Raw genomic sequence first — 19,072 nt, 5'->3', positions numbered from 1 at the left:
GGCGCATCCCGTGGATCGGGACGCACCCTAGGGCGCTTGCCTGGGAGGCGCCCAGGCCCACATCGACCGAGAACCCCCGGAGGCACCCAAGTGCGGATCGGACCGCTGCTGGCGATCCTCGGCGCCGGCCTGCGGCGCAACCTGGCCGTGACGTCCGCGGTGGTGATCACGGCGGCGGTCTGCCTGGGCCTGCTCGGCGCCGGGCTGCTGCTGCGCGCCGAGGTGCGCACCGTCGACCGCTACCTGCTCGACCAGCTCGAGGTCGTCATCGACCTCACCGACGACATCACCCCGGCGCAGCGCGCCGCCCTCGTCGACGACCTGGACGCCGATCCCGCCGTGCTGGCCGTCCGCTACGAGGACAAACGGCAGGTCTACGAGCGGTTCAGGCGGGACTTCCGGGCGTCGCCCGACGTCGTCGCCGGGGTCGGGCCGGCGGACCTGCCCGCCGCGCTGCGGCTGCGGCTGGTCGACCCGCGGGCCGGCGACGAGCTGCTCCTGGCCTACACCGGGCGCGACGGCGTCGAGGCGGTCCGCGACCAACGGGCCCTGCTCAAGCCGCTCTACCGGGTGTTGGACGGCTTCAGCGTCGCCGCGTTCACGCTCGCCGCGGTGCAGGCGGCCGCCTCCAGCATGCTGATCTACACGATGATCCGGGTGTCGGCGCACGCCAGGCGCAGGGAGACCGCGATCATGCGGCTGGTCGGCGCGACGAACGCGGCGATCCGGGCGCCGTTCGTGCTGGAGAGCGCGCTCTCGGGGCTCGCGGGCGGGCTGGTCGCCGCCGGCGCGCTGGTCGTCACCAAGATCTTCCTGGTCGACGGGCGGTTCGCGCGCCAGACGACGTTCCCGCTCTTCGGCTGGGACGCGGTCTGGCTCACCTCCGGCGCGGTGCTGCTCATCGGCACGCTCGCCGCCGCGTCGATGGCGCACCTGGCACTGCGCCGTCATCTGCATGTCTGATTCGCCGCGGCCTTTCGCGCGGCGCCAGTCGTCGATCCCGACGGGTCGGCGCGGGAAAGCCGTCCGGGCACCCGGCCAGCGATCTCCGGCTCGCGCTGGTCCATGGAGATCGCCCCCGGCACGGGAGTTCCGGACCGGCGTACGCTCGTGACCTTGGGGTGACGGCCCGCGCGCGCCGAGGCGCGCCGGTGGCGGTGACGCGGGACGCGCGTCGACAGGTGTCGCGCGGCGTTCGTGGGGCCGCGTCGTGCGTGGGTGTCCAGGACGTAGGTAGGTCCAGGACGTGCGTGGGTGGTCTGGGACGTACGTGGGTGTAGGAGAGGAAAGGCTGCAAGACGGTGCCGAAGGAGACCGGTCGCAAGGCGATCGCGCAGAACCGGCGTGCCCGGCATGAGTACGACATCCTCGACACCTACGAGGCCGGGGTGGTGCTCACCGGCACCGAGGTCAAGTCGCTGCGCCACGGCCGGGCCTCGTTGGTCGACGGGTTCGCTCAGGTCGAGAACGGCGAGGTCTGGCTGCATGCCGTCCATATCCCCGAGTACACCGAGGGGACGTGGACGAACCACGCGCCGCGGCGCAAGCGCAAGCTGCTGCTGCACCGGAGCGAGATCGAAAAGCTGGTTGGCAAGACGAAGGAGGGCGGCCTGACGCTGGTGCCGCTCAGCCTGTACTGGAAGGACGGCCGAGCCAAGATCGAAATAGCGCTCGCCCGCGGCCGCAAGAGCTATGACAAGCGCCACGCACTGGCGGAGAAAGATGCCAAACGCGAGATGGCCCGGATCATGGGTCGCCAGGCAAAAGGCCGCCACAGCTGAGCCGGCGACCGGACCGTGGCCGCCGCTCACCCTTCCCCACCGCCGGCGCGGCCCGTCACGGCCGCCCGCCGGCCTGTCCGAAGCACGCCCTCTCCGCCCCGGGCGGCCGTGAGCCCGGCGGTCCCCATCGCCGGGACGGCCGGGCAGCCGGGGACCGTGAACCCGGGGAAACGTGAAGCCGGGGAAACGTGAAGCCGGGGACCGTGTGGTCGAGGTAGGCGGCGCGGGCGGGCGCGGCAAGGGCGCGGAAGGCAAGGGCGCGGAAGGCCTTGCCGGCGCGGGGGGCAGCGGCTCGGCTGACCTGCCGCGGCTGCTGGACGCCCTGCTCACGCCGGACGGCGCCCGCCTGATCGCCAGGGCCGCCGAGGCCCTCGCGGCCGGCGACGAGCTCGGCGTCGGCGCCCGGCTGCGCGCCGCGGGCGCGCCGCCGGAGCTGGTCGCCGCCGCGTTCACCCAGGCGGAGCTACGCCACCGGGCCATGGCGGCGTTTGGCCGGGCCGGCGAGATGCTGTTCACCCGGGCCGGGTTGGAGCAGTCCACGGCCGAGGCCGCCGCCCGACACCGCGCGGCCCGGTTCGCCGGCTTCGGCCGTGTCGCCGATCTGTGCACTGGCATCGGCGGCGATCTGCTCGCGCTGGCCGCGGCCGGGCCCGGGCTCCTCGCCATCGACCGGGATCCGGCGCATCTGCGGATCGCTGTCCACAACGCCCGCGTCTACGCGCCGGAGGCGCGGATCGACGCCCGGTGCGCCGACGTCCGGGACGTGGACCTGGCCGAGGTGGATGCCGTCTTCGTCGACCCCGCTCGCCGGGCGGACGGCCGCCGGCTCGCCGCCGGCGCCTGCGAACCGCCGCTGGCCTGGTGCTTCGCGCTGACCGAGCGGGTCGCGGCGGTCGCCGTCAAGGCGGCTCCCGGGCTGCCGACCGAGCTGGTCCCGCCGGGCTGGGAGATCGAGTTCGTCGCCGAGGGCCGCGACCTGAAGGAGGCCGCGCTGTTCTCACCGGCGCTGGCCGCCGGCGCGCCCCGCCGCGCCACCGTCCTGCTCGGCGGTGCCGAGGACGCCGTCGCCACGCTGGCCGGGTACCCCGACCCCGACCCGGCGTCGCGGGGCGGTGCCGCCGCCGGCCCCGGCGCGGGCGGCGGGCGCGGCGTCCAGGGCCGGCGCCCAGGCCGGGCCCGTGGTCGCGGTGACGGTGGTCGCGGTGACGGTGGTCGCGGTGACGGTGGCAGCGGTGACGGCGGTGGCGCGGCCGAGGCCCAGGCGCCAGGCGGGTCCGCGCGGCCGGTCGGCGAGCCGGCTGCCTACCTGTACGACCCGAGCCCGGCGGTCACCCGCGCGGGGCTGGTCGGCGAGCTCGGCCGCCGCCTCGACGCCTGGCAGATCGATCCGTGGATCGCCTTCCTGACCTCGGACCGGCCGGTCGAGACCCCGTTCGCCCGGCTGCTGCGGGTCGAGGCGAGCCTCCCGTTCGACGTCCGCCGCCTCGCGGCCCTGCTGCGCCCGATGGGCATCGGCGCGCTCGAGCTGCGCCGCCGAGGCCTGGCCGGCGATGTCGACACCCTGCGCCGCCGCCTGCTTCCCGCCCGCCGTGACCTGGTTCCCGGGGGTCCGGCGATCACTGTCATCATGACCCGCCACCGTGACCGCCCGTGGGCCCTCGTCTGTGTCGCCCAGGATGGTGGGCCGGGAGAGGTGACGGATCCGGCGTGACGGGTTCGAGGTGACGGATCCGGCCAACGGGAATGGTTGCGGCGGCAACGACGTTGCGGGTTCGGCGGACGGGCGCGACCGCCTCGCCGGGATGCGGGAGGAACGATGGAAATCAAGGAACTAGGGCACGTGGTTCTCTACGTGCATGACGTCGAGCGATCGGCGGCGTTCTATCGGGACATTCTCGGATTCCGGCAGATCATGCCCGATCCCGCCGGAGGCAGCCCGCTTCCGTTCAAAGCCGCGGCGTTTTCGTCCGGGCGCACTCACCACGAGCTGCTGCTCATCGAGGTCGGCGAGGACGCGGCCGAACTGCCGCCTGGTCGGCGGGTTGGGATGTACCACTTCGGGCTCAAGGTCGGCGACACCGACGACGAACTGCGTGCCGTGCTCGCCTGGATCCAGGAGCGGGGCGTCACCCTGGCCGGCGCGTCCGACCACACCGTGACCCACAGCCTCTACATCTTCGATCCGGACGGCAACGAGATCGAGCTCTACGTCGACGTCCCCGGTGTCGACTGGCGCAATGACCCGTCCCTGTTCGCCTCCCCCATCCGCCCGTTGCGCCTGTAGCTCCGGGAAATCCGGCCGGTCCCGGGCGAGACTGTCCGGGTGCCGACCGACTCCCCGCGAGGCGGCCGGCCCGGCGCCGGCCCCGCCCGGCCCGATCCCGCCGGGGCCGGCCCTTCGGCGTCGTCGGTGGGCGTCCTGCTCTCGATGACCTTCGTGTCCGGGCTGGTCGACGCGGTCGCGTTCCTCGGGCTCGGCCACCTGTTCGTGGCCATGGTCACCGGCAACATCATGTTCCTGGGGTTCACGGTCGCCGGCGCGCCAGGGCACTCGGTGATCCTGCTGGGGACCGCGGTCGCCAGCTTCTTCGTGGGCGCGCTCGCCGGCGCGCGCCTCGGCCAGCCCGCGGGCCGGGGGAGCGGTCAGGACGCCGGACGGCCACCGCCGCCGTTGGCGGTCGCGACCGCGGTGTACGCGGGCCTCCTGGTCTCCTGCCTGGCGCTCGCCGCGGCCGTCGAGGTGGGTTCGGGACCCGGCCGCCACGCGCTGGTCACCGGTCTCGCGGTGGCGATGGGCCTGCAGAACGCGACCGCGCGCCGGCTCGCGATGCCGGACATCCCGACCAACGTGCTGACGACGCAGCTGACCATGATCGCGGCGGGGAGCAGGCTCGCCAGCGGTTCCGGCCACGCGACCCGGCGGCGCGTCGCCGCCCCGGCCGTGATGTTCTCCGGGGCGCTCGTCGGCGCCGCGACCCTGCGAGCCGTCGGCGTCGTCGCGCCGCTCGCGATCGCGTCGGCCCTGGCGATCGCCGTGACCGTCTCGGCGGTGGCCGGCCCCGTCGACCGCGCTCGGGGCGGGAACAAACCGAGCCGGCGAGCGTTGCATCAGGTGGACGACTGAGCTTGCCGGACACGATGGCCGGCGAGTATGTTCGGAACGTGGGTTGACGGTTCCACCGTCGGCTCCATCGACGGTTCCACTGTTCTTATTCAACTTCACAGCACGGCATGAACGAGCACCACGCTGTGTCGCAGCTCCTGCGCCATAGTGATGTGCTCTGGCCACCTCGGCGGCGCGGCGCGCCATCGACGGTGGTGACTGAACCTGGGGGTGACCGGTTTCGACTTCGGACGCCACGCCAGGGGAAGCGGGCCGAGGATGAGCGGTTATCTCGTTAACGATCCGCTCAAAAAAATAGCTGCCAACAACAAGCAGCCTGTTACCTCCGCTTACGCCCTCGCGGCCTGACGGATATAGGTAACTGTCAGCCTGGGAACGCCTCCGGCCCAGGATCTGGCATCGCTAGGGGGATCACCTCGCCACCCGGTCACGGGGTAGCGCGGAAAATCAAACAGTGACTGGGCCCACACCAGCCTGCCTGCGGGACTGGTGGGGCCGAGAAATCAGCAGCAGGCTGCGCCCGGAGAAGCCCTGACGCGCCGCCGGAGGACGCGGGTTCGATTCCCGCCACCTCCACGCGATCGGGAGGTTTGTGCTCGCCGCCCTTTGGGCGGCTTCGCCAGGCTCCCGCGTAATGTCTGCCCAGGGGGCGACCCCCTGGAACCCCCGATGCCGGGCTTCGCCCGGCTCGGGTGTCCGGTTTGGGACGGTCTGTGCGCGCGGTTGGCGTGTAGCAGGTCGCCTCGTTTGCCTCAGGGGCGAGGTCGCTCAGGGGCGAGGTCGCTGAACTTTCCGATGCCAGGCTTCGAAGGCCGTCTCGCCGTGCGGGGCGGCTTTTTGGTTTTCGGGGCCGTCAGCCGAGGGTGGATCGCTGGATCGACCTTCGACGCCTGCCGCCGGTGGTGGATTCGTGGGCGGTACGCGGGTCGCCGCCTCCGGTGAGCGGGGATCGGCCGGAGTCGCCGAAGCCGTCGAACGCGGCGAGGATGATGAGCGCGAGCACCGTGAACGCGATCACGCAGACAGGGAAGCTGAGCACGATCGGGTCGGCCCCGTTGCCCACGGCGGGGTAGTCAGACACCGCTACGCGGGTGGCGGCCATCGCGGTGTAGTGCATCCCGCACACCGCGCCGGCCATGACGGCGGATGCCAGGGCGACGTGTAGGCCGGTGCGCACCCGGAAGACGATCCACAGGGCGGCGAGCGCGGCGACCACCGCGATCCCGACGGAGGCGGCCACCAGCGCCGGGTCGTAGCTGACGGAGCTGCCCGCGTGCATCGCCGCCATGCCGGTGTAGTGCATCGCGGCCACCCCGAGGCCGGTGAGGACTCCGCTGACGACGAGGCGCGTCCTGCTGTCCGGTTTGCTCGCGACGGTGGCCAGCCCGAGCGCGGAGGCGCCGACCGCGATCACCAGCGAGAGGGCGGTCAACGGAAGGTCGTAGACGATGGTCCGGCCGTCCACGTGGTATCCGAGCATGCCCATGAAATGCATGGACCAGATCGCGCCGCCGCCGAGCGAGACCGCTGACGCGAGAATCCAGCGGCCTCTGCGGGCCTTGGGGCTGGACGAGAGCCGGATGGCGCTGACGAGTGCCGCGAAGGAACCGGCCAGTGCGAGCCCGATGGATACGGCGACGAACGCGATGTTTTGAGTGCCGTGCTCATGTGCCACTTGGGCGGCGATCACAGTTTTCCCCGCTGGTTGGTGCCGGGCCCGGCCCGACGAGGCGGGACAGGCCGAAACAAAGGGCGATCCGGGCTATGCCGATTGAGTGCGACCGGTCACACCCTCTGGACCGGGCCGACGATAGCCGCTGGGGTTGGCGGCGTCGCCGATCGTCGTTCCGGCCCGCTCGACGCGCACCGTAGCGCGGTGAGTCGGTTGTGTCGGCGGTCAGGCCGCGCAAGATGTCGGGCGATGCCGACCGCCGCTGCCCGATTCCAGCGGGTATGTGCCGTGATGGCCTCGGGTCGCCCCCGGGTCGGGCCGGTTCGGCTCCGCCACCAGCGCGGGCCGGTGGTGACCGGGCGGCCGCGCCTTCAGGGAGCCCATTGGTGCCAGTCTCGTGGTCGCCGCGGCCCGCCCTGGAGGCTGGCCGGTCAACAGTAAGATCATTGATGGTCGTGCCGGCGACGCCACCGTTCATTCTCGGATCGCCTTCGCGCCGCGCGCGGCCCGTGTGACCCGGTTGGCCATGAAGGTGGGCACACAGGAGCCGGCGCGTCGACCCGCGTCGGGTGAACGCGGCCCGGTAGCCGCGGCCCCGCCGACGGCGCGCCGCGGTCAGGCGGGCGGAAAGTAGCTGTCCAGGTATGGGTTGCGCAGGACGCCGTCGGGATCGCGGCGGCCGGCGAGGGCCTGGAAGTCCTCGGCGCGGGGGTAGCTGGCGCGGACGAGTTCCGGCGGCAGCGTGAAGATCTTGCCCCAGTGGGGGCGAGGGGAGAACGGCGCGAGCTGGCGCTCCACCGCGGCGACCGCGGGGCGGACGATCGCCTCACCGGGTAGCCAGGTGAAATGGAGGGCCAGCGAATCGCGCTGGTAGGCGGGACTCAGCCACAGGTCATCGGCGGCGACCGTGCGCAGCTCGCTGACCTGGAGTGCCGGGCGGATGACCGCGCCGATCTCGAAGATGGCGGCGACGGCCGCGGCGGCGTGCTCGCGAGCGACGAAGTACTCGGACTGGAGCTCCTCGCCGGCGCTGGGCGTGAAATTCAGCCGGAAATGGGGCAGCCGTTCGTGCCACGGTCCGGGCACGCCGAGCTGCTGGGTCGTGTGCCTCGGGTCGAAGCCCCGGATCGGGTGCAGCGGCCGGCTGGCGGGCCGGGCGCCGAACAGCTCCGCCGGCGGGTCGCCGTCCCCGCCGGCGCCGTTCTCGGGGCCATCGCCCGCCTCGCCCGCCTCGGCGTCCTCGTCGACCCGGCGCTTGAGCCACACCTGGGCGGAGTCCTCCTCCCAGGTGGTGAAGACGCTGACGCTGTAGGCCGCGGCGAAGAGCTCGTCCAGGTGGGCGAGCAGCGCGGCGCGCGTCAGGCCGTCGTAGACCCGTTGGCTCACCCTGAAGCCGTCGACGAGGTCGAGCGTCATCGTGACGACCACCCCCAGGGCGCCGAGCGCGACGATGTGGCCGGCGAAGTCGGGGTCGACGCCCCGGCGGACGTCGAGGATCTCGCCGGAGGAGGTGACCATGCCGACGGCGGCGACCGACGTCGCCAGGTTTCCGTTGCGGTCGCCCGAGCCGTGCGTCGCGGTCGCGCACGCGCCGGCGACCGAGATGTGCGGCAACGAGCCGAGGTTGGGCAGCGCCCAGCCGGCGGCGACGAGTTCCCGGGCGACGTCGCCGTAGCGGAGGCCCGCGCTCACCGTCGCCTGGCGCGCGGCGGGGTCGATCCGTACCAGCCGGGGCAGTCCGGTCGTCGAGATCAGCGTGCCGTCGGTGTCGGCGATCCGGTTGAACGAGTGGCCGGTGCCGGCGGGCCGGGCCGATCGGCAGCCGGCCAGCATCTCCTGAAGCTCCTCGACGGACGCGGGCGCCGCGCGCCGGCTCGCCCGAAAGATCACATTTCCGGCCCAGTTCCGCCGCGACGGGCCCTCGTCGGCCGCCATGTGCCACCTCCGTGTGCGTCGCTGGCTCGTCATCCTTCTCCGGACGGCTTGGCAAACTTCTCCGCACGGCCCGGCGAATCTTGTCAATGAGACGCTCGTCCCGCCCCTCCGAGCATGGTTTGCTGCCAGTGGTCGGATGGCCTCAGCTAGCATCAGGATCAATCGCTCACATCGCCCGAGACGATCACGGATCGGACATACGCATGCCGGACCTCTCCGCGTCGCAAGGCGTGGATGGCGACACGGCCGCGCCCAATGGCCGCGCGCTGGCGACGTCGCTCAACGTCGCCGTGCCGCACTCGGCGCGGATGTGGAACCACTGGCTCGGTGGCAAGGACAACTTCCCTGCCGACCGGGCTGCCGCGCAACGGGTCGTCGAGGTCTTCCCGGAGATCATCGAGATCGCGCGCAGCTCGCGCCGGCTGCTGGACAGGGTCGTCTCCCATCTGACGGGAGAGCTGGGCATCCGGCAGTTCCTCGACGTCGGCACCGGCCTGCCGACGGAGGACAACACCCACGAGGTCGCGCAGCGGATCGCGCCCGAGAGCCGGATCGTCTACGTCGACAACGACCCGCTCGTCCTCGTCCACGCCCGGGCCCTGCTGGTGGGCACCCCGGAGGGCGTCACCTCCTACGTCGACGCCGACGTGCGCGACCCTGAGGAGATCCTGCGCGCGGCCCACGAGGTCCTCGACTTCGACAAGCCGGTCGCGCTGGTCCTGTTCGGGGTGATGGCCAACGTGATCGATGACGACGAGGCCTACGGCATCGTGCGCAAGCTCGTCGAGGCCGTGCCCAGCGGCAGCTACCTGGCCCTCAACGACGGCACCGCGAGCCCGGCCAGGGCCGAGGCCATCCGCGCCAACGAGCACACGGGTAACACCCCCTACCGCGCCCGCACCCCGGAGGAGGTCGCGCGGTTCTTCGACGGCCTCGAGCTTCTCAAGCCCGGCATCGTCTCGACGCCGCTCTGGCGTCCCGGCAGGCGTGCCCGCGGCAAGGCGCTCGACTCCTACTGCGGGCTCGCCCGCATCCCGTAGGTCCCGGCGGCCGGCGCGGCGGCGCCGTGAGGGCGTCTAGAGGTGGTAGCCGCCGTCGACGTCGAGCATCAGGCCGGTGACGTAGCCGGCACGCGGGGACGCGAGGAAGCAGACCGCTTCGGCCACGTCGAGCGCGGTGCCGAAGCGGCGCAGCGGGATGTTGCGGCGGGCCACGTCCAGGGCGCCGTCCTCATAGGCGCCCGAGCGGATCAGCCGGTCCGCCATGCCGTCGGTCAGCATGCCGGGGCCAACGCAGTTCAGCCGCACCCCGAACCGGCCCTCCTCGGCCGCGAGCGCCCGCACCACCGACTCCACCGCGCCCTTGGGCCCGGCGGACAGCCCGTCGCGCACCGGGTAGCGGCGGGTGGCGGCCGTGGTCACGGCGACGACGCTGCCGCGGCTCGCGCGCAGCAGCGGCAGCGCCGGCTGGACCAGGTTGAAGAACGCGACCACCTCGCCCTCCACCTGGCGCCGGAACACCGCCGGAGGCACGGTCGACAGGTGCGTCTGCGGGACGTGCGGGCCCGAGGCGACCACCAGGGTGTGCGGCGGGCCGAACCGGTCCGCGACGCCGGCGAGGAACGCGGCCGTCGCGGCCTCGTCCTGAAGCGTGAGCTGGCGGGTCAGGCACCGGCGCCCGGCCGCCTCGACCGCGGCGGCGCTGGCCTTCGCGGCCTCGGCGTTGCGGTGGTAGGTCAGGACGACGTCGCTGCCGCGTTCGGCGAGCAGCCGGCAGACCGCCGCGCCGATCCCGCCGCTACCGCCGGCGACCACCGCGACGCCCGGCAGCCCGGCGAAGTCCTGCCCACCGGCGGCCGGCCCGGCGTCACCCACGGGACCGTCACCTGCCGGGCCGTCACCTGCCGGGCCGTCACCCATCGAGCCGTCGCCACCTGCCCGGCCGTCGCCTCCCACAGGCCAACCGTGCCGCGACGGCCGCCCGCGCGCAACGAGTTCTAGCGCGGCACGCCGTCGCCCGTGTCCCGTGACAGGTAGAGCGTCATCGCCTCGATGAGGGCCGCGCGGGCGAGCGCGATGTCGGTGTAGCCGCCGTCGTCGTTGATGTCATGCAGGCCGCGGACGGTGGCCGGAATCAGCGATCGGACCTTGACGAGGCGCTCCCGGGACACGTCGAGGCCGTCGAACGCCAGGTCCCAGGCCGCCGTCCACTGGATGTCCCAGGCGGTGAGGGCGGCGGCGGTGCGTGGGAAGTCCCGCTCCAGCGAGGCCATGTCCCGCGGCAGGTAGAGGCGCAGGGTGCGGACCGCCCGCGAGCTCGGCCAGTCGAGCCACGCCCAGACCTGGCCGACGATCGCCTCCAGGCGGGCCGGCAGCGCCAGGGTGGCGAGGTGGTCGGTGTCGAGGAGGAAGTCCTGCTGTGTCGAGACGTGCTCGATGACGGCCGCCCAGACGCCGTCCGCCTCGCCGAACTGGTGCTGGATCGTCCCCCAGGTGACGCCGGCCTCTCGGGCGATCAGGTTCGCGCTGACCGTGTCCGGGCCGCCGTTGCTGAGCAGCTCGACGGCGACCCGCAGGATCCGTCCCCGGGTCGCCAGGCCACGCCGGTTCAGCCGGGTCCCCTTGGCGCTCAGCGTCGTCGGCACGATGACCGCGGACGTGCCCACCTGACGCATCGCGCGCCCCCTAGGTTCGCCAGGACCTGACCTCACGGCAGGTGTCCACCAGGCCGCCGCGCCGGAGGGCCGAGGACGGCGGCGGCAATGGACCGAAACCGGGCTCGGCCGGGACGGCCGGTGTGCTGTAGGCCATACGGTACTCGGGGTGACGCTTGTGGTCCGTGGGCCCTGTCACGACGTCGCCGGGACGGCGGCTCCCCCGCCCCGCGACGGTCGCCCGGCCCGCGCCACGGCCACCTCAGCCCGCGCCACCGCGGCCCCGGCCTGTGCTACCGCGGCCCCGGCCTGTACTACTGCCGCGGGCCGGTGGCGAACCCCGAGGGGGCGTCGGCGCCCTGGAGGGTCCAGCCGGAACCGGCGCGCAGCCAGCCGGCGGAGGCCGCGGTGCCGCCGTCGACGCTCAGGGTCGTGCCGGTGATGTAGCCCGCCCGGTCGGAGCAGAGGAAGACGGCCGCGTCGGCGAGCTCGCGCGCGACCCCTTCCCGGCCGAGCGGGATGTAGCGCTCGATCCCGGCCGCGTCGGCTGGCGAGGGCACGGGCAGCGCGTCCGGGTCGACAGGACCCCGCATGATGCCGCGGATCCCGGCCGTGGCGGTCCTGTCCGGGGCGAGCGCGTTGATCCGGATGCCGAGCTCACCCAGCTCCAGCGCCATCGTCCGGGTGAAATTGATCATCCCGGCCTTGCAGGCGGCGTAGACCGCGTACATCGGGGCGGCGCGCATCCCCTCGATGCTGGTGATGTTGACGATCGAGCCGCCGCCGGGGCTGGGGGAAGCCGCGACGGTCTCGGCGATCAGCGGCGCGGCGGCCGACGTCGCCGCGAGCATGCTGACGAGGTTGATGTCGATGTGGCGCCGCCAGCTGCGCTCGCTCTGCTCGAGGAAGCGGCTCGCCTTCACGCCACCCGCGTTGTTCACGAGGATGTCGAGCCGGCCGAACTCGGCGTGCGCCGCGGTGATGGCCGCGCCGAGGGCCGCGGTGTCCATCACGTCCGCCGGCAGCGGGAGCGCGGACCCGCCGGCCTTCTCGATGAGCTCGGCGGTGGCGGCGGCCCGGGTCGGGTCGATCTCGACCAGCCCGACCCGGGCCCCGACCGCGGCCAGGCCCAGCGCGATCGCCTGCCCGATGCCGGCGCCCGCGCCGGTGACGACCGCCGCCTTGCCCGCAAGTCCCAGGTCGAACCCGTCCGTCGCCGTCACCGCATCCGCTCCTCATCTGTCGGGGACGTCCGCGCGGCCCGGGCGACGCTGGCCGCCCGGACGCGCGAGAACGTGGTTTCCGCCTTTCGGAGACTAGCTTCGGGCGCCGCCATCCGCCCGGGACGCCGGGCCCGCCCCGGTCTGGGCGGCGCGGGCGGCGCGGGCATCGGCCTGGGCGCGGGCCCAGGCGGCGACGTCGGCGATCGTGGCCAGCGCTCTCGTCACGCCGTCCGCCGCGCAGCGGAAGCCGGCCTCGCCGCCGGCGTTCCCGCCCGGCCCCACCCGCCCGTCCACGGGGCGGCCGCCGGCCGGATACGCCAGGGCCGCGACCTCGAGGTCGGCTGGTCCGGCCGCGCGGACGGCCCAGCCGGCGCGGGCAAGGGCGCGTTCGAGCGCGCCGCGCAGCGCGGCCGCCCTCGGGTCCGGCTCGTCCCGGCCGTCCGCCGCCGTCGCGGCGGGCGTGGGCAGCGAGATCCGGGCGGTGCCGACGACGGGCGGGCGCGGCGTGAAGGTCGCGCTGGCCGGGTCGAAACGCAGCTCGTCGCCGTCGAACACCGCCGCGATCCGGCCGTCGAGCGTCAGCTGCTCGGGTGACCCGGCGCGCAGCGCGCCGTCCCGGCCGAGCAGCCACACCTGGTCCGCCGTCCGCAGCGCCAGCTCCAGGTCGTGCGTCGAGACGACGACCGCGAGCCCGCGCTCGCGGGCGAGCCGGCGCAGCAACGCCGCGAGCGCCACCCGGGACGGCGCGTCCAGGAACGCGCTCGGCTCGTCGAGCAGCAGCAGCGACGGCTCCTGCGCGAGCGCCCGGGCGACCATCACCCGCTGGCGCTCCCCGTCGGAGAGCTCGTCGAGCGCCCGCGCGGCGAGGTGCTCGGCGTCGACCGCGGCCAGCGCCCAGCTGACCACCGCCTCGTCGCGCGCGGTCCTGGCGCCGGTGGGGCCGGTGTGCGGGTGGCGGCCGAGGGCGACCACGTCCCGGGCCGTCATCATCGCCACGTCGACCCGCTCGGTCAGCACCGCGCCGATCCGCCGGGCCCGGCGCGCCGGGCCCAGGGAGCGCAGGTCGACCCCGTCGAGGGTGACCCGCCCGCCCAGCGGCGGCTGCAGGCCGAGCAGGGTACGCAGCAACGTCGACTTGCCCGCCCCGTTCGGGCCGAGCAGGACGGTCAGGTCGCCGCGCGCGGCCGTCGCGTCCAGCCCGGCGAGCACCGTCCGGGTCCGCCTGCCGGCTCGCCCGGCCCGGTACCCCACCGCGAGCCCTTCGAGCCGCAGTCCCTCCAGCCGCGGGGCCGACCCGTCGGCCGGCTGGCCGGTCTTCGGGGAGGCCATCACGCCACTCCGGCGACGTTCGTGCGGGCACGCAACAGGACCGCGATGACGATCGGCGCGCCGATGAGCGAGGTGACGATGTTGATCGGCAGGAGCAGGTCGGTCCCGGGCAGCTGCGCGACCACCGAGCAGGCCAGTGCGACCAGCGCGCCGGTCAGCAGCGCGCCGGGCATCAGGAAGCGATGGTCCGAGGTGGCCAGCAGCCGGCGGGCCACATGCGGGACGGTGATGCCAAGGAAGGCGACCGGGCCGCAGAAGGCGGTCACGCCGCCGGCGAGCAGCGAGGCGCCCACCAGCGTCAGCGCGCGGATCCGGCGAACCCGCACTCCCATCGTGCGGGCGTAGCCCTCGCCGAGCAGCAGCGCGTTCAGCGGCTTCACCGACGCGAGCGCGCCGGCGAGCCCCAGGCCCACCACGGGGGCGAACACCGTCAGGTCGCCCAGCGAGGTGCCGGAGAAGCTGCCGAGCTGCCAGACCCAGTACTGCTGCGCCCGCTGCGGCGCGGTCCACGCCAGCATCAGGCTGACGAGTGAGCTCACCGCCGAGCTCAGCACCACGCCGATCACCAGCAGCGTCACCACGGAGCGCACCCAGCGCGCCAGCACCAGGATGACGGCCAGCACCGCCGCCGCGCCGATCGCGCCCGCCGCGACCATCCCGAGCCGGCTGGCCCCGGCCGCCCCGGCCGTGAAGGTCCCGCCCCCGGCGCTGATCCCGGCGACGACGACCGCGACGCCGAGGCTGGCGCCCGCGCTCACGCCGAGCGAGTACGGGTCGGCCAGCGGGTTGCGAAACAGCGTCTGCATCTGCAGGCCGGCGACGCTGAGCGCGGCGCCCGCGAGCGCGGCGGTGATCGCCCGCGGCAACCGGATCTGGCGGACGATCACCCCCCAGCGCGGGTCGTGTGGGTCGGCTCCGGTCAGCGCGCGCACGGTCTCGTCGAGTGGCACCCGCACCGACCCGACCGCCACCGCCACGACGAACATCACCAGCACCCCCGCGGCCAGCCCCGCGAGCGCCAGCACCGCCCGGCGCCGGCGGCGGACGTCCGGTCCCGGTGGGCCGGCGTCGGCGCCGTCGCCGAGGTCGGCCAGGTCCGGGGCGCGCGTCGCGCCGCCGCGGTTCGGCGCGTCCCCGTTCGGTGCCCGCCCGTCCGGTGTGTTCCCGTGATGGGCGTCCCCGGGCGGCGCGCCCCCGTTCGGGGTGTTCTCGTTCCGGCCCGCCGGTGAGCCCGGCGGGATGCCCGCGGGCGTGCCCGGCAGGCCGACGGTCACGCCGGCAGCTTCTTGTAGAAGGCGAAGGCGTGGCCCGGCGCGAGCTCGGGATGCAGGATCGCGATCACGTCGGCCAGGACCAGGTCGGGCCGGCCGACGCCGCGCTCCCAGTAGTCGGAGCCACCGCCCGGGCCCATGACCAGCGTGTTCGTCCAGACCTGGCCCGAGCGCACGGCGGCGAGCTCGCCGTAGCGGGAGTCCTGGGCGACGGCGTCGGCGACGGCGGACCACTCGCCGTCGGCCAGCCACACCGGCGCGTCACCGGCCCTGGCGAACACCGCTTCGAAGTTCAGCTCGAGGCTGCCCGTGCCGAGCCCCGTTCCCGTTCCGACGACCTCGGCCCACGGATAGTCGGCGCCGGCGTCGACGAGCAGCTGGCCGACGTAGCTGCGCCCGGAGGGCATGTACCAGGTGCCCTCGTACATCGAGCCGGGCAGCACCTTCACCGGGGTGACCCCGGTGGCCGTCGCCTTGGCGGCGAGCGCCGCGTAGTCGGACTGGATCCGGTCGAACAGGTCGGCGGCCTTCGCCTCGGTGCCGGTGAACGCGGCGATCACCTTGAGCCACTCGGCCCGGCCGAGCGGTGAGGCCTCCAGCCAGTCGGCGTCCGCGACCACCGGGATGCCGGCGTCGCGGACCGTCCGGTAGGCCGGCAGCTCGGTGCCGTCGGTCAGCAGCAGGTCCGGCTGGGCAACGACGATCTTCTCCGCGTTGACCTGCTGGCCCGGCGCGTACACCTCGACCGCGCCGTCGGCGACCCGCTGGCGCACGTCCGCGTTCACGACGAACGAGTCGTCGGCGACGCCGGTGAGCGCGTCGAGCCGGCCGAGGTCGGCGAGCTGCGGCAGGTGGGTGGTGGAGCCGGAGTACAGGCTCGTCACCGGCACCTCGATCCGCGGCGCCCTGGCCAGGTCGCCGGTCAGCTCGGGCGTCGGCGCGCCGCAGCGGACCAGCACGTACGACTCGGGCTTGCCGTCCGGGTACGGCTCCTTGACGGTCACCACCTGGTAGCTGTCGTGGTAGGTGATCGTGACGTTGGTGGCCACCTCGATGGTGGACTTCACCGGGAAGTAGTCCGTGTCCGGGTCGAACGAGGTCAGACAGCCCCTGGTGTCGGTCGCCGCGCCGCCCGCGCCGGAGGCGCCGGCCGCGCCGGTGGTGTCCGAGCCACAGGCCGCCAGCGGCACCAGCGCCAGTGCCAGCGCCGCGCCCGTGGCACCCAGCCGCCACCTTCCGCGCCGGCGGGCGGCGGGGACGACGAGCGTCGGGGAATCCGGGCCGGCACTCGCGCCGGTTGTTTCTGGCCTAATACCAATGGTCGTGGCGACCGAAAACAGGCTCACGCAGACCGCCTCTCCAGCACCTCGTGGATGGGTTCCTCGGTGCCGTGGCCGGTCTCCTGGCTGACGGGTCGACGCCTCCGGCCAGCCTTCCCAGACAACGGTCCAGTGGCTTTCGCGCGGTCGCGCGGGCGGGCACCCGGCGCGGCCTTCGAGGCCGGAAACTTCCCGATTACAGTGGCGAGGGCCGCGTCGGCATTCCACCGACTTCCCGAGCACCACGGCCCGGCAAGGCTACGCCCGGGTCACGAAACCGGGCAAGGTGTCAGGAGTCTCCACGGTTTCGGTGGCCCGGGCGCGGCTGCCTGTGCGTGCCCTCGGCGCGCGACGGTGGGTGGCCGTCCGTGGGCGGCCGTCCGCGAGGCTTTCTGTGTGTGGTCGTGTGTGCGCGGTCGTCTGTGTGCGTGGCCGTCTGTGTGCGTGGTCGTCCGTGCGCGGTCGTCGGCTACGGCTGACCGGCCCGCGCCGGCGCACCGTCGGCGGCCCGGCGCAGTTCGGCGATGTCGAGCCGGTGCATCCGCAGCATCGCCTGGGTCGCCCGGCCGGCTCGCTCGCCGTCCGGATCGCCGAGCAGCTCGAACAGCGCGGTCGGTACGACCTGCCAGGACAGCCCATACCGGTCCTTGAGCCACCCGCAGTCCCCCTCCTCGCCGCCACCCGCGGTCAGCCCGTACCAGTAGTGGTCGACCTCCTCCTGGGTCGCGCAGTCGATCTGGAACGAGATCGCCTCGGTGAAGCGGAAATCGGGCCCGCCGTTGAGCGCGACGAAGTCCGTCCCGTCCAGGGAGAAACTCACGGTCATGACCGCGCCCTCGGTTCCCGGTGTGCCAGGGCCGTAACGCGACACGTGGGTGATCCTCGAATTGGGGAACAGGCTCACGTAGAACTCGGCGGCCTCGGCCGCCTGCTTGTCGAACCACAGGAACGGCGTCGTCTTCGGCATTGTCGGAACCTCCCTCGTCGGTGCCGGCCCGGCTGTGCCTTCGCCCGGACCCTTTCGAGAGGGTTGACCGCCGCCGGTCGCCGAACTCATCGGCGCGCGGCGGAGGCGGCCGGCCGTCGCCGTGCCGCCGACGCCGAGGGCACGAGGCGGGCAGCGACGGACAGGCGCGCGTTCACCCGGCCCAGGAGGCCGGTGGCAGCGGAATCCGTGGCCGCGCGGGCTCGCGGAGGACGACAGCGCCCGTGGTGGCCCGGAAGTTCGCCGAACACCGGCATGGCGCTCAACTGTCGTATACCCGCCAGTAATCGACGCAGGTCACCGTTGCCCGGACAGTCCGGCGGGGTGTGGGGGACGGCGCTCGCGGACGCGCGGTGCCTGGACCGACGGCGCCACGCGCCGCGCCGCGGGCGGCCGGCCGCGCGTCTGGTGAACCGCGTGTGGTGCTCCGCGCGCGGTGATCCGCGGGTGGTGGGTCGCGAGGGAGCCGCATGCCGCGTCGGGTGGACTCAGATCATGCCCTTGGGGGGCTCGTGAGACTTGCAGGGAGACGATCGCGCGCGGCGGGCCGGCTGGCGCCCCGGCTGCGGATGGTCGCGGCCGGGACCGCCATCGCGGGCCTGCTCGTCACCGCCGCCGCCTGCGGCGACGACGACACGACGGGCGGCGGCGGGACGACCTCCACCGGCGTGGACGCGGCGAAGGCCACGTCGCTCGCCGACTTCGGCGGGCTCGACGGCCTGATCGCCGCGGCCAAGGCCGAGGGGGAGCTGAACGTCATCGCGCTGCCGCCGGACTGGGCCAACTACGGCGAGCTCATCGACACCTTCTCCAAGAAGTACGGCATCAAGGTCAACAGCGACAACCCGAACGGCTCCAGCGCCGACGAGCTCACCGCCGTCAAGCAGCTCAAGGGCCAGGACCGCGCGCCCGACGTGCTGGACATCGGCACGTCGTTCGCGCTGACGGCCGCGGACGAGGGCCTGCTCGCCCCGTACCAGGTGGCGACCTGGGACGACATCCCCGACGAGCTCAAGGAGCCGACCGGGCTCTGGTTCAGCGACTACGGCGGCTACGTGTCGATCGGCTACGACGCCAACGTCATCACCACCCCGCCGACGAGCTTCGCCGACCTGACGAAGCCCGAGTTCAAGAACAAGGTGGCCATCGACGCCGACCCGACCCAGGCCGCCGCCGCGTTCGCCGCGGTGTTCGCCGCGGCGCTCGCCAACGGCGGGTCGGTGGACAACATCCTGCCCGGCGTCGAGTACTTCGCCGAGCTCAAGCGACTCGGCAACTTCGTGCCGACCGAGGGCACCCCGGCGACGATCGAGAGCGGCCAGACGCCGGTCCTGATCTGGTGGGACTACCTGAACGCCGGGGTCAAGGAGAAGATCGGCGGCAAGGTCGACTTCAAGGTCGTCATCCCCAGCGACGGCCTGTACGCCAGCTACTACACGCAGGCGATCAGCGCGACCGCGCCGCACCCGGCGGCCGCCCGCCTCTGGCAGGAGTTCCTGTACTCCGACGAGGGCCAGAACCTCTGGCTCAAGGGCCTGGCGCGTCCGGTCCGGCTCGACGCCATGACCGCGGCCGGCACGGTCGACCCGGCCCTGGCCGCCCTGCTGCCGAAGCCGGCCGGCGAGGCACAGTACCCGACGCAGGAGCAGCAGGACGCGGCCAAGAAGATCGTGAACGACAACTGGGCGAAGCTGGTCGGAGGCGCGTGAGGTGAGCGTCTCGGACGCGGCCGCGTCCACCGGTGCCCGGGGGGGGGGCCCCCCCCGCCCGGGGGGTATTA

16 protein-coding genes, 1 other RNA gene and 1 riboswitch are annotated in these 19,072 nt (G+C 73.7%); of the genes, 8 read left to right on the top strand and 9 right to left on the bottom strand.

Annotated features, from left to right (window positions below; genetic code table 11):
• The first annotated feature begins 90 nt into the window (after positions 1–90).
• From ftsX to ssrA, 6 genes are all read left to right on the top strand, one after another.
• Complete coding sequence (gene ftsX, locus I6A81_RS23300; RefSeq protein WP_203005539.1) at positions 91–963, top strand: permease-like cell division protein FtsX; 873 nt, start codon at positions 91–93, stop codon at positions 961–963.
• A gap of 338 nt (positions 964–1,301) precedes the next feature.
• Positions 1,302–1,781, top strand: a complete 480-nt coding sequence (smpB, locus tag I6A81_RS23295; RefSeq protein ID WP_203005540.1) for an SsrA-binding protein SmpB — start codon at positions 1,302–1,304, stop codon at positions 1,779–1,781.
• A 205-nt stretch (positions 1,782–1,986) separates the two neighbouring features.
• Positions 1,987–3,492: a class I SAM-dependent methyltransferase gene (locus I6A81_RS23290; RefSeq protein WP_407661351.1), complete on the top strand. Its 1,506-nt coding sequence runs from the start codon at positions 1,987–1,989 to the stop codon at positions 3,490–3,492.
• A 105-nt stretch (positions 3,493–3,597) separates the two neighbouring features.
• The gene (locus I6A81_RS23285; protein ID WP_203005541.1) at positions 3,598–4,065 is read left to right on the top strand and encodes a VOC family protein; all 468 of its coding nucleotides are present in this window, start codon (positions 3,598–3,600) and stop codon (positions 4,063–4,065) included.
• 39 nt (positions 4,066–4,104) lie between these two features.
• The gene (locus I6A81_RS23280) at positions 4,105–4,905 is read left to right on the top strand and encodes a YoaK family protein (RefSeq protein WP_307874857.1); all 801 of its coding nucleotides are present in this window, start codon (positions 4,105–4,107) and stop codon (positions 4,903–4,905) included.
• Between the two features lie 206 nt (positions 4,906–5,111).
• Positions 5,112–5,484, top strand: a transfer-messenger RNA (tmRNA) gene (gene ssrA, locus I6A81_RS23275).
• A gap of 274 nt (positions 5,485–5,758) precedes the next feature.
• Here ssrA and I6A81_RS23270 read toward each other — a convergent pair.
• Complete coding sequence (locus I6A81_RS23270; protein ID WP_307874856.1) at positions 5,759–6,580, bottom strand: MHYT domain-containing protein; 822 nt, start codon at positions 6,578–6,580, stop codon at positions 5,759–5,761.
• Positions 6,581–7,192: 612 nt separating this feature from the next.
• A complete protein-coding gene (locus I6A81_RS23265) occupies positions 7,193–8,512 on the bottom strand; it encodes an FAD-binding protein (RefSeq protein ID WP_203005543.1) in 1,320 nt (439 codons plus the stop codon).
• A 203-nt stretch (positions 8,513–8,715) separates the two neighbouring features.
• On the opposite strand from I6A81_RS23265, the gene I6A81_RS23260 reads away from it, so the two are divergent.
• Positions 8,716–9,552, top strand: a complete 837-nt coding sequence (locus tag I6A81_RS23260; RefSeq protein ID WP_203005544.1) for an SAM-dependent methyltransferase — start codon at positions 8,716–8,718, stop codon at positions 9,550–9,552.
• A gap of 36 nt (positions 9,553–9,588) precedes the next feature.
• Here the strand turns inward: I6A81_RS23260 and I6A81_RS23255 are convergent, their stop codons facing one another.
• From I6A81_RS23255 to I6A81_RS23225, 7 genes are all read right to left on the bottom strand, one after another.
• On the bottom strand, positions 9,589–10,386 hold the full coding sequence (locus tag I6A81_RS23255; RefSeq protein ID WP_307874855.1) for an SDR family NAD(P)-dependent oxidoreductase: 798 nt from the start codon (positions 10,384–10,386) through the stop codon (positions 9,589–9,591).
• 122 nt (positions 10,387–10,508) lie between these two features.
• Positions 10,509–11,186 (bottom strand): TetR/AcrR family transcriptional regulator, encoded by a 678-nt coding sequence (locus I6A81_RS23250; protein WP_203005545.1) that lies wholly within the window; start codon positions 11,184–11,186, stop codon positions 10,509–10,511.
• A gap of 293 nt (positions 11,187–11,479) precedes the next feature.
• Positions 11,480–12,388, bottom strand: a complete 909-nt coding sequence (locus tag I6A81_RS23245; protein WP_203010302.1) for an SDR family NAD(P)-dependent oxidoreductase — start codon at positions 12,386–12,388, stop codon at positions 11,480–11,482.
• A gap of 93 nt (positions 12,389–12,481) precedes the next feature.
• Positions 12,482–13,717 (bottom strand): ABC transporter ATP-binding protein, encoded by a 1,236-nt coding sequence (locus I6A81_RS23240; protein WP_203010301.1) that lies wholly within the window; start codon positions 13,715–13,717, stop codon positions 12,482–12,484.
• Entirely contained in the window at positions 13,717–14,991 is a 1,275-nt protein-coding gene (locus tag I6A81_RS23235) for a FecCD family ABC transporter permease (RefSeq protein WP_307874854.1), read from the bottom strand. The genes I6A81_RS23240 and I6A81_RS23235 overlap by 1 nt, the downstream gene beginning before the upstream one ends.
• Positions 14,988–16,214, bottom strand: coding sequence for an ABC transporter substrate-binding protein (locus tag I6A81_RS23230; RefSeq protein WP_407661352.1), 1,227 nt, complete (start codon positions 16,212–16,214; stop codon positions 14,988–14,990). Before I6A81_RS23230 ends, I6A81_RS23235 begins: the two co-directional genes overlap by 4 nt.
• Before the next feature lie 149 nt (positions 16,215–16,363).
• A riboswitch (cobalamin riboswitch) is annotated at positions 16,364–16,569 on the bottom strand.
• Between the two features lie 207 nt (positions 16,570–16,776).
• On the bottom strand, positions 16,777–17,274 hold the full coding sequence (locus I6A81_RS23225) for a VOC family protein (RefSeq protein ID WP_203006875.1): 498 nt from the start codon (positions 17,272–17,274) through the stop codon (positions 16,777–16,779).
• 587 nt (positions 17,275–17,861) lie between these two features.
• On the opposite strand from I6A81_RS23225, the gene I6A81_RS23220 reads away from it, so the two are divergent.
• Entirely contained in the window at positions 17,862–19,001 is a 1,140-nt protein-coding gene (locus tag I6A81_RS23220) for an ABC transporter substrate-binding protein (protein ID WP_238430750.1), read from the top strand.
• Positions 19,002–19,072 lie beyond the last annotated feature (71 nt).

This window comes from Frankia nepalensis, assembly GCF_016786325.1.
GTDB classification, from domain to species: domain Bacteria; phylum Actinomycetota; class Actinomycetes; order Frankiales; family Frankiaceae; genus Pseudofrankia; species Pseudofrankia nepalensis.
This window is presented reverse-complemented; position numbering and strand designations above follow the sequence as displayed.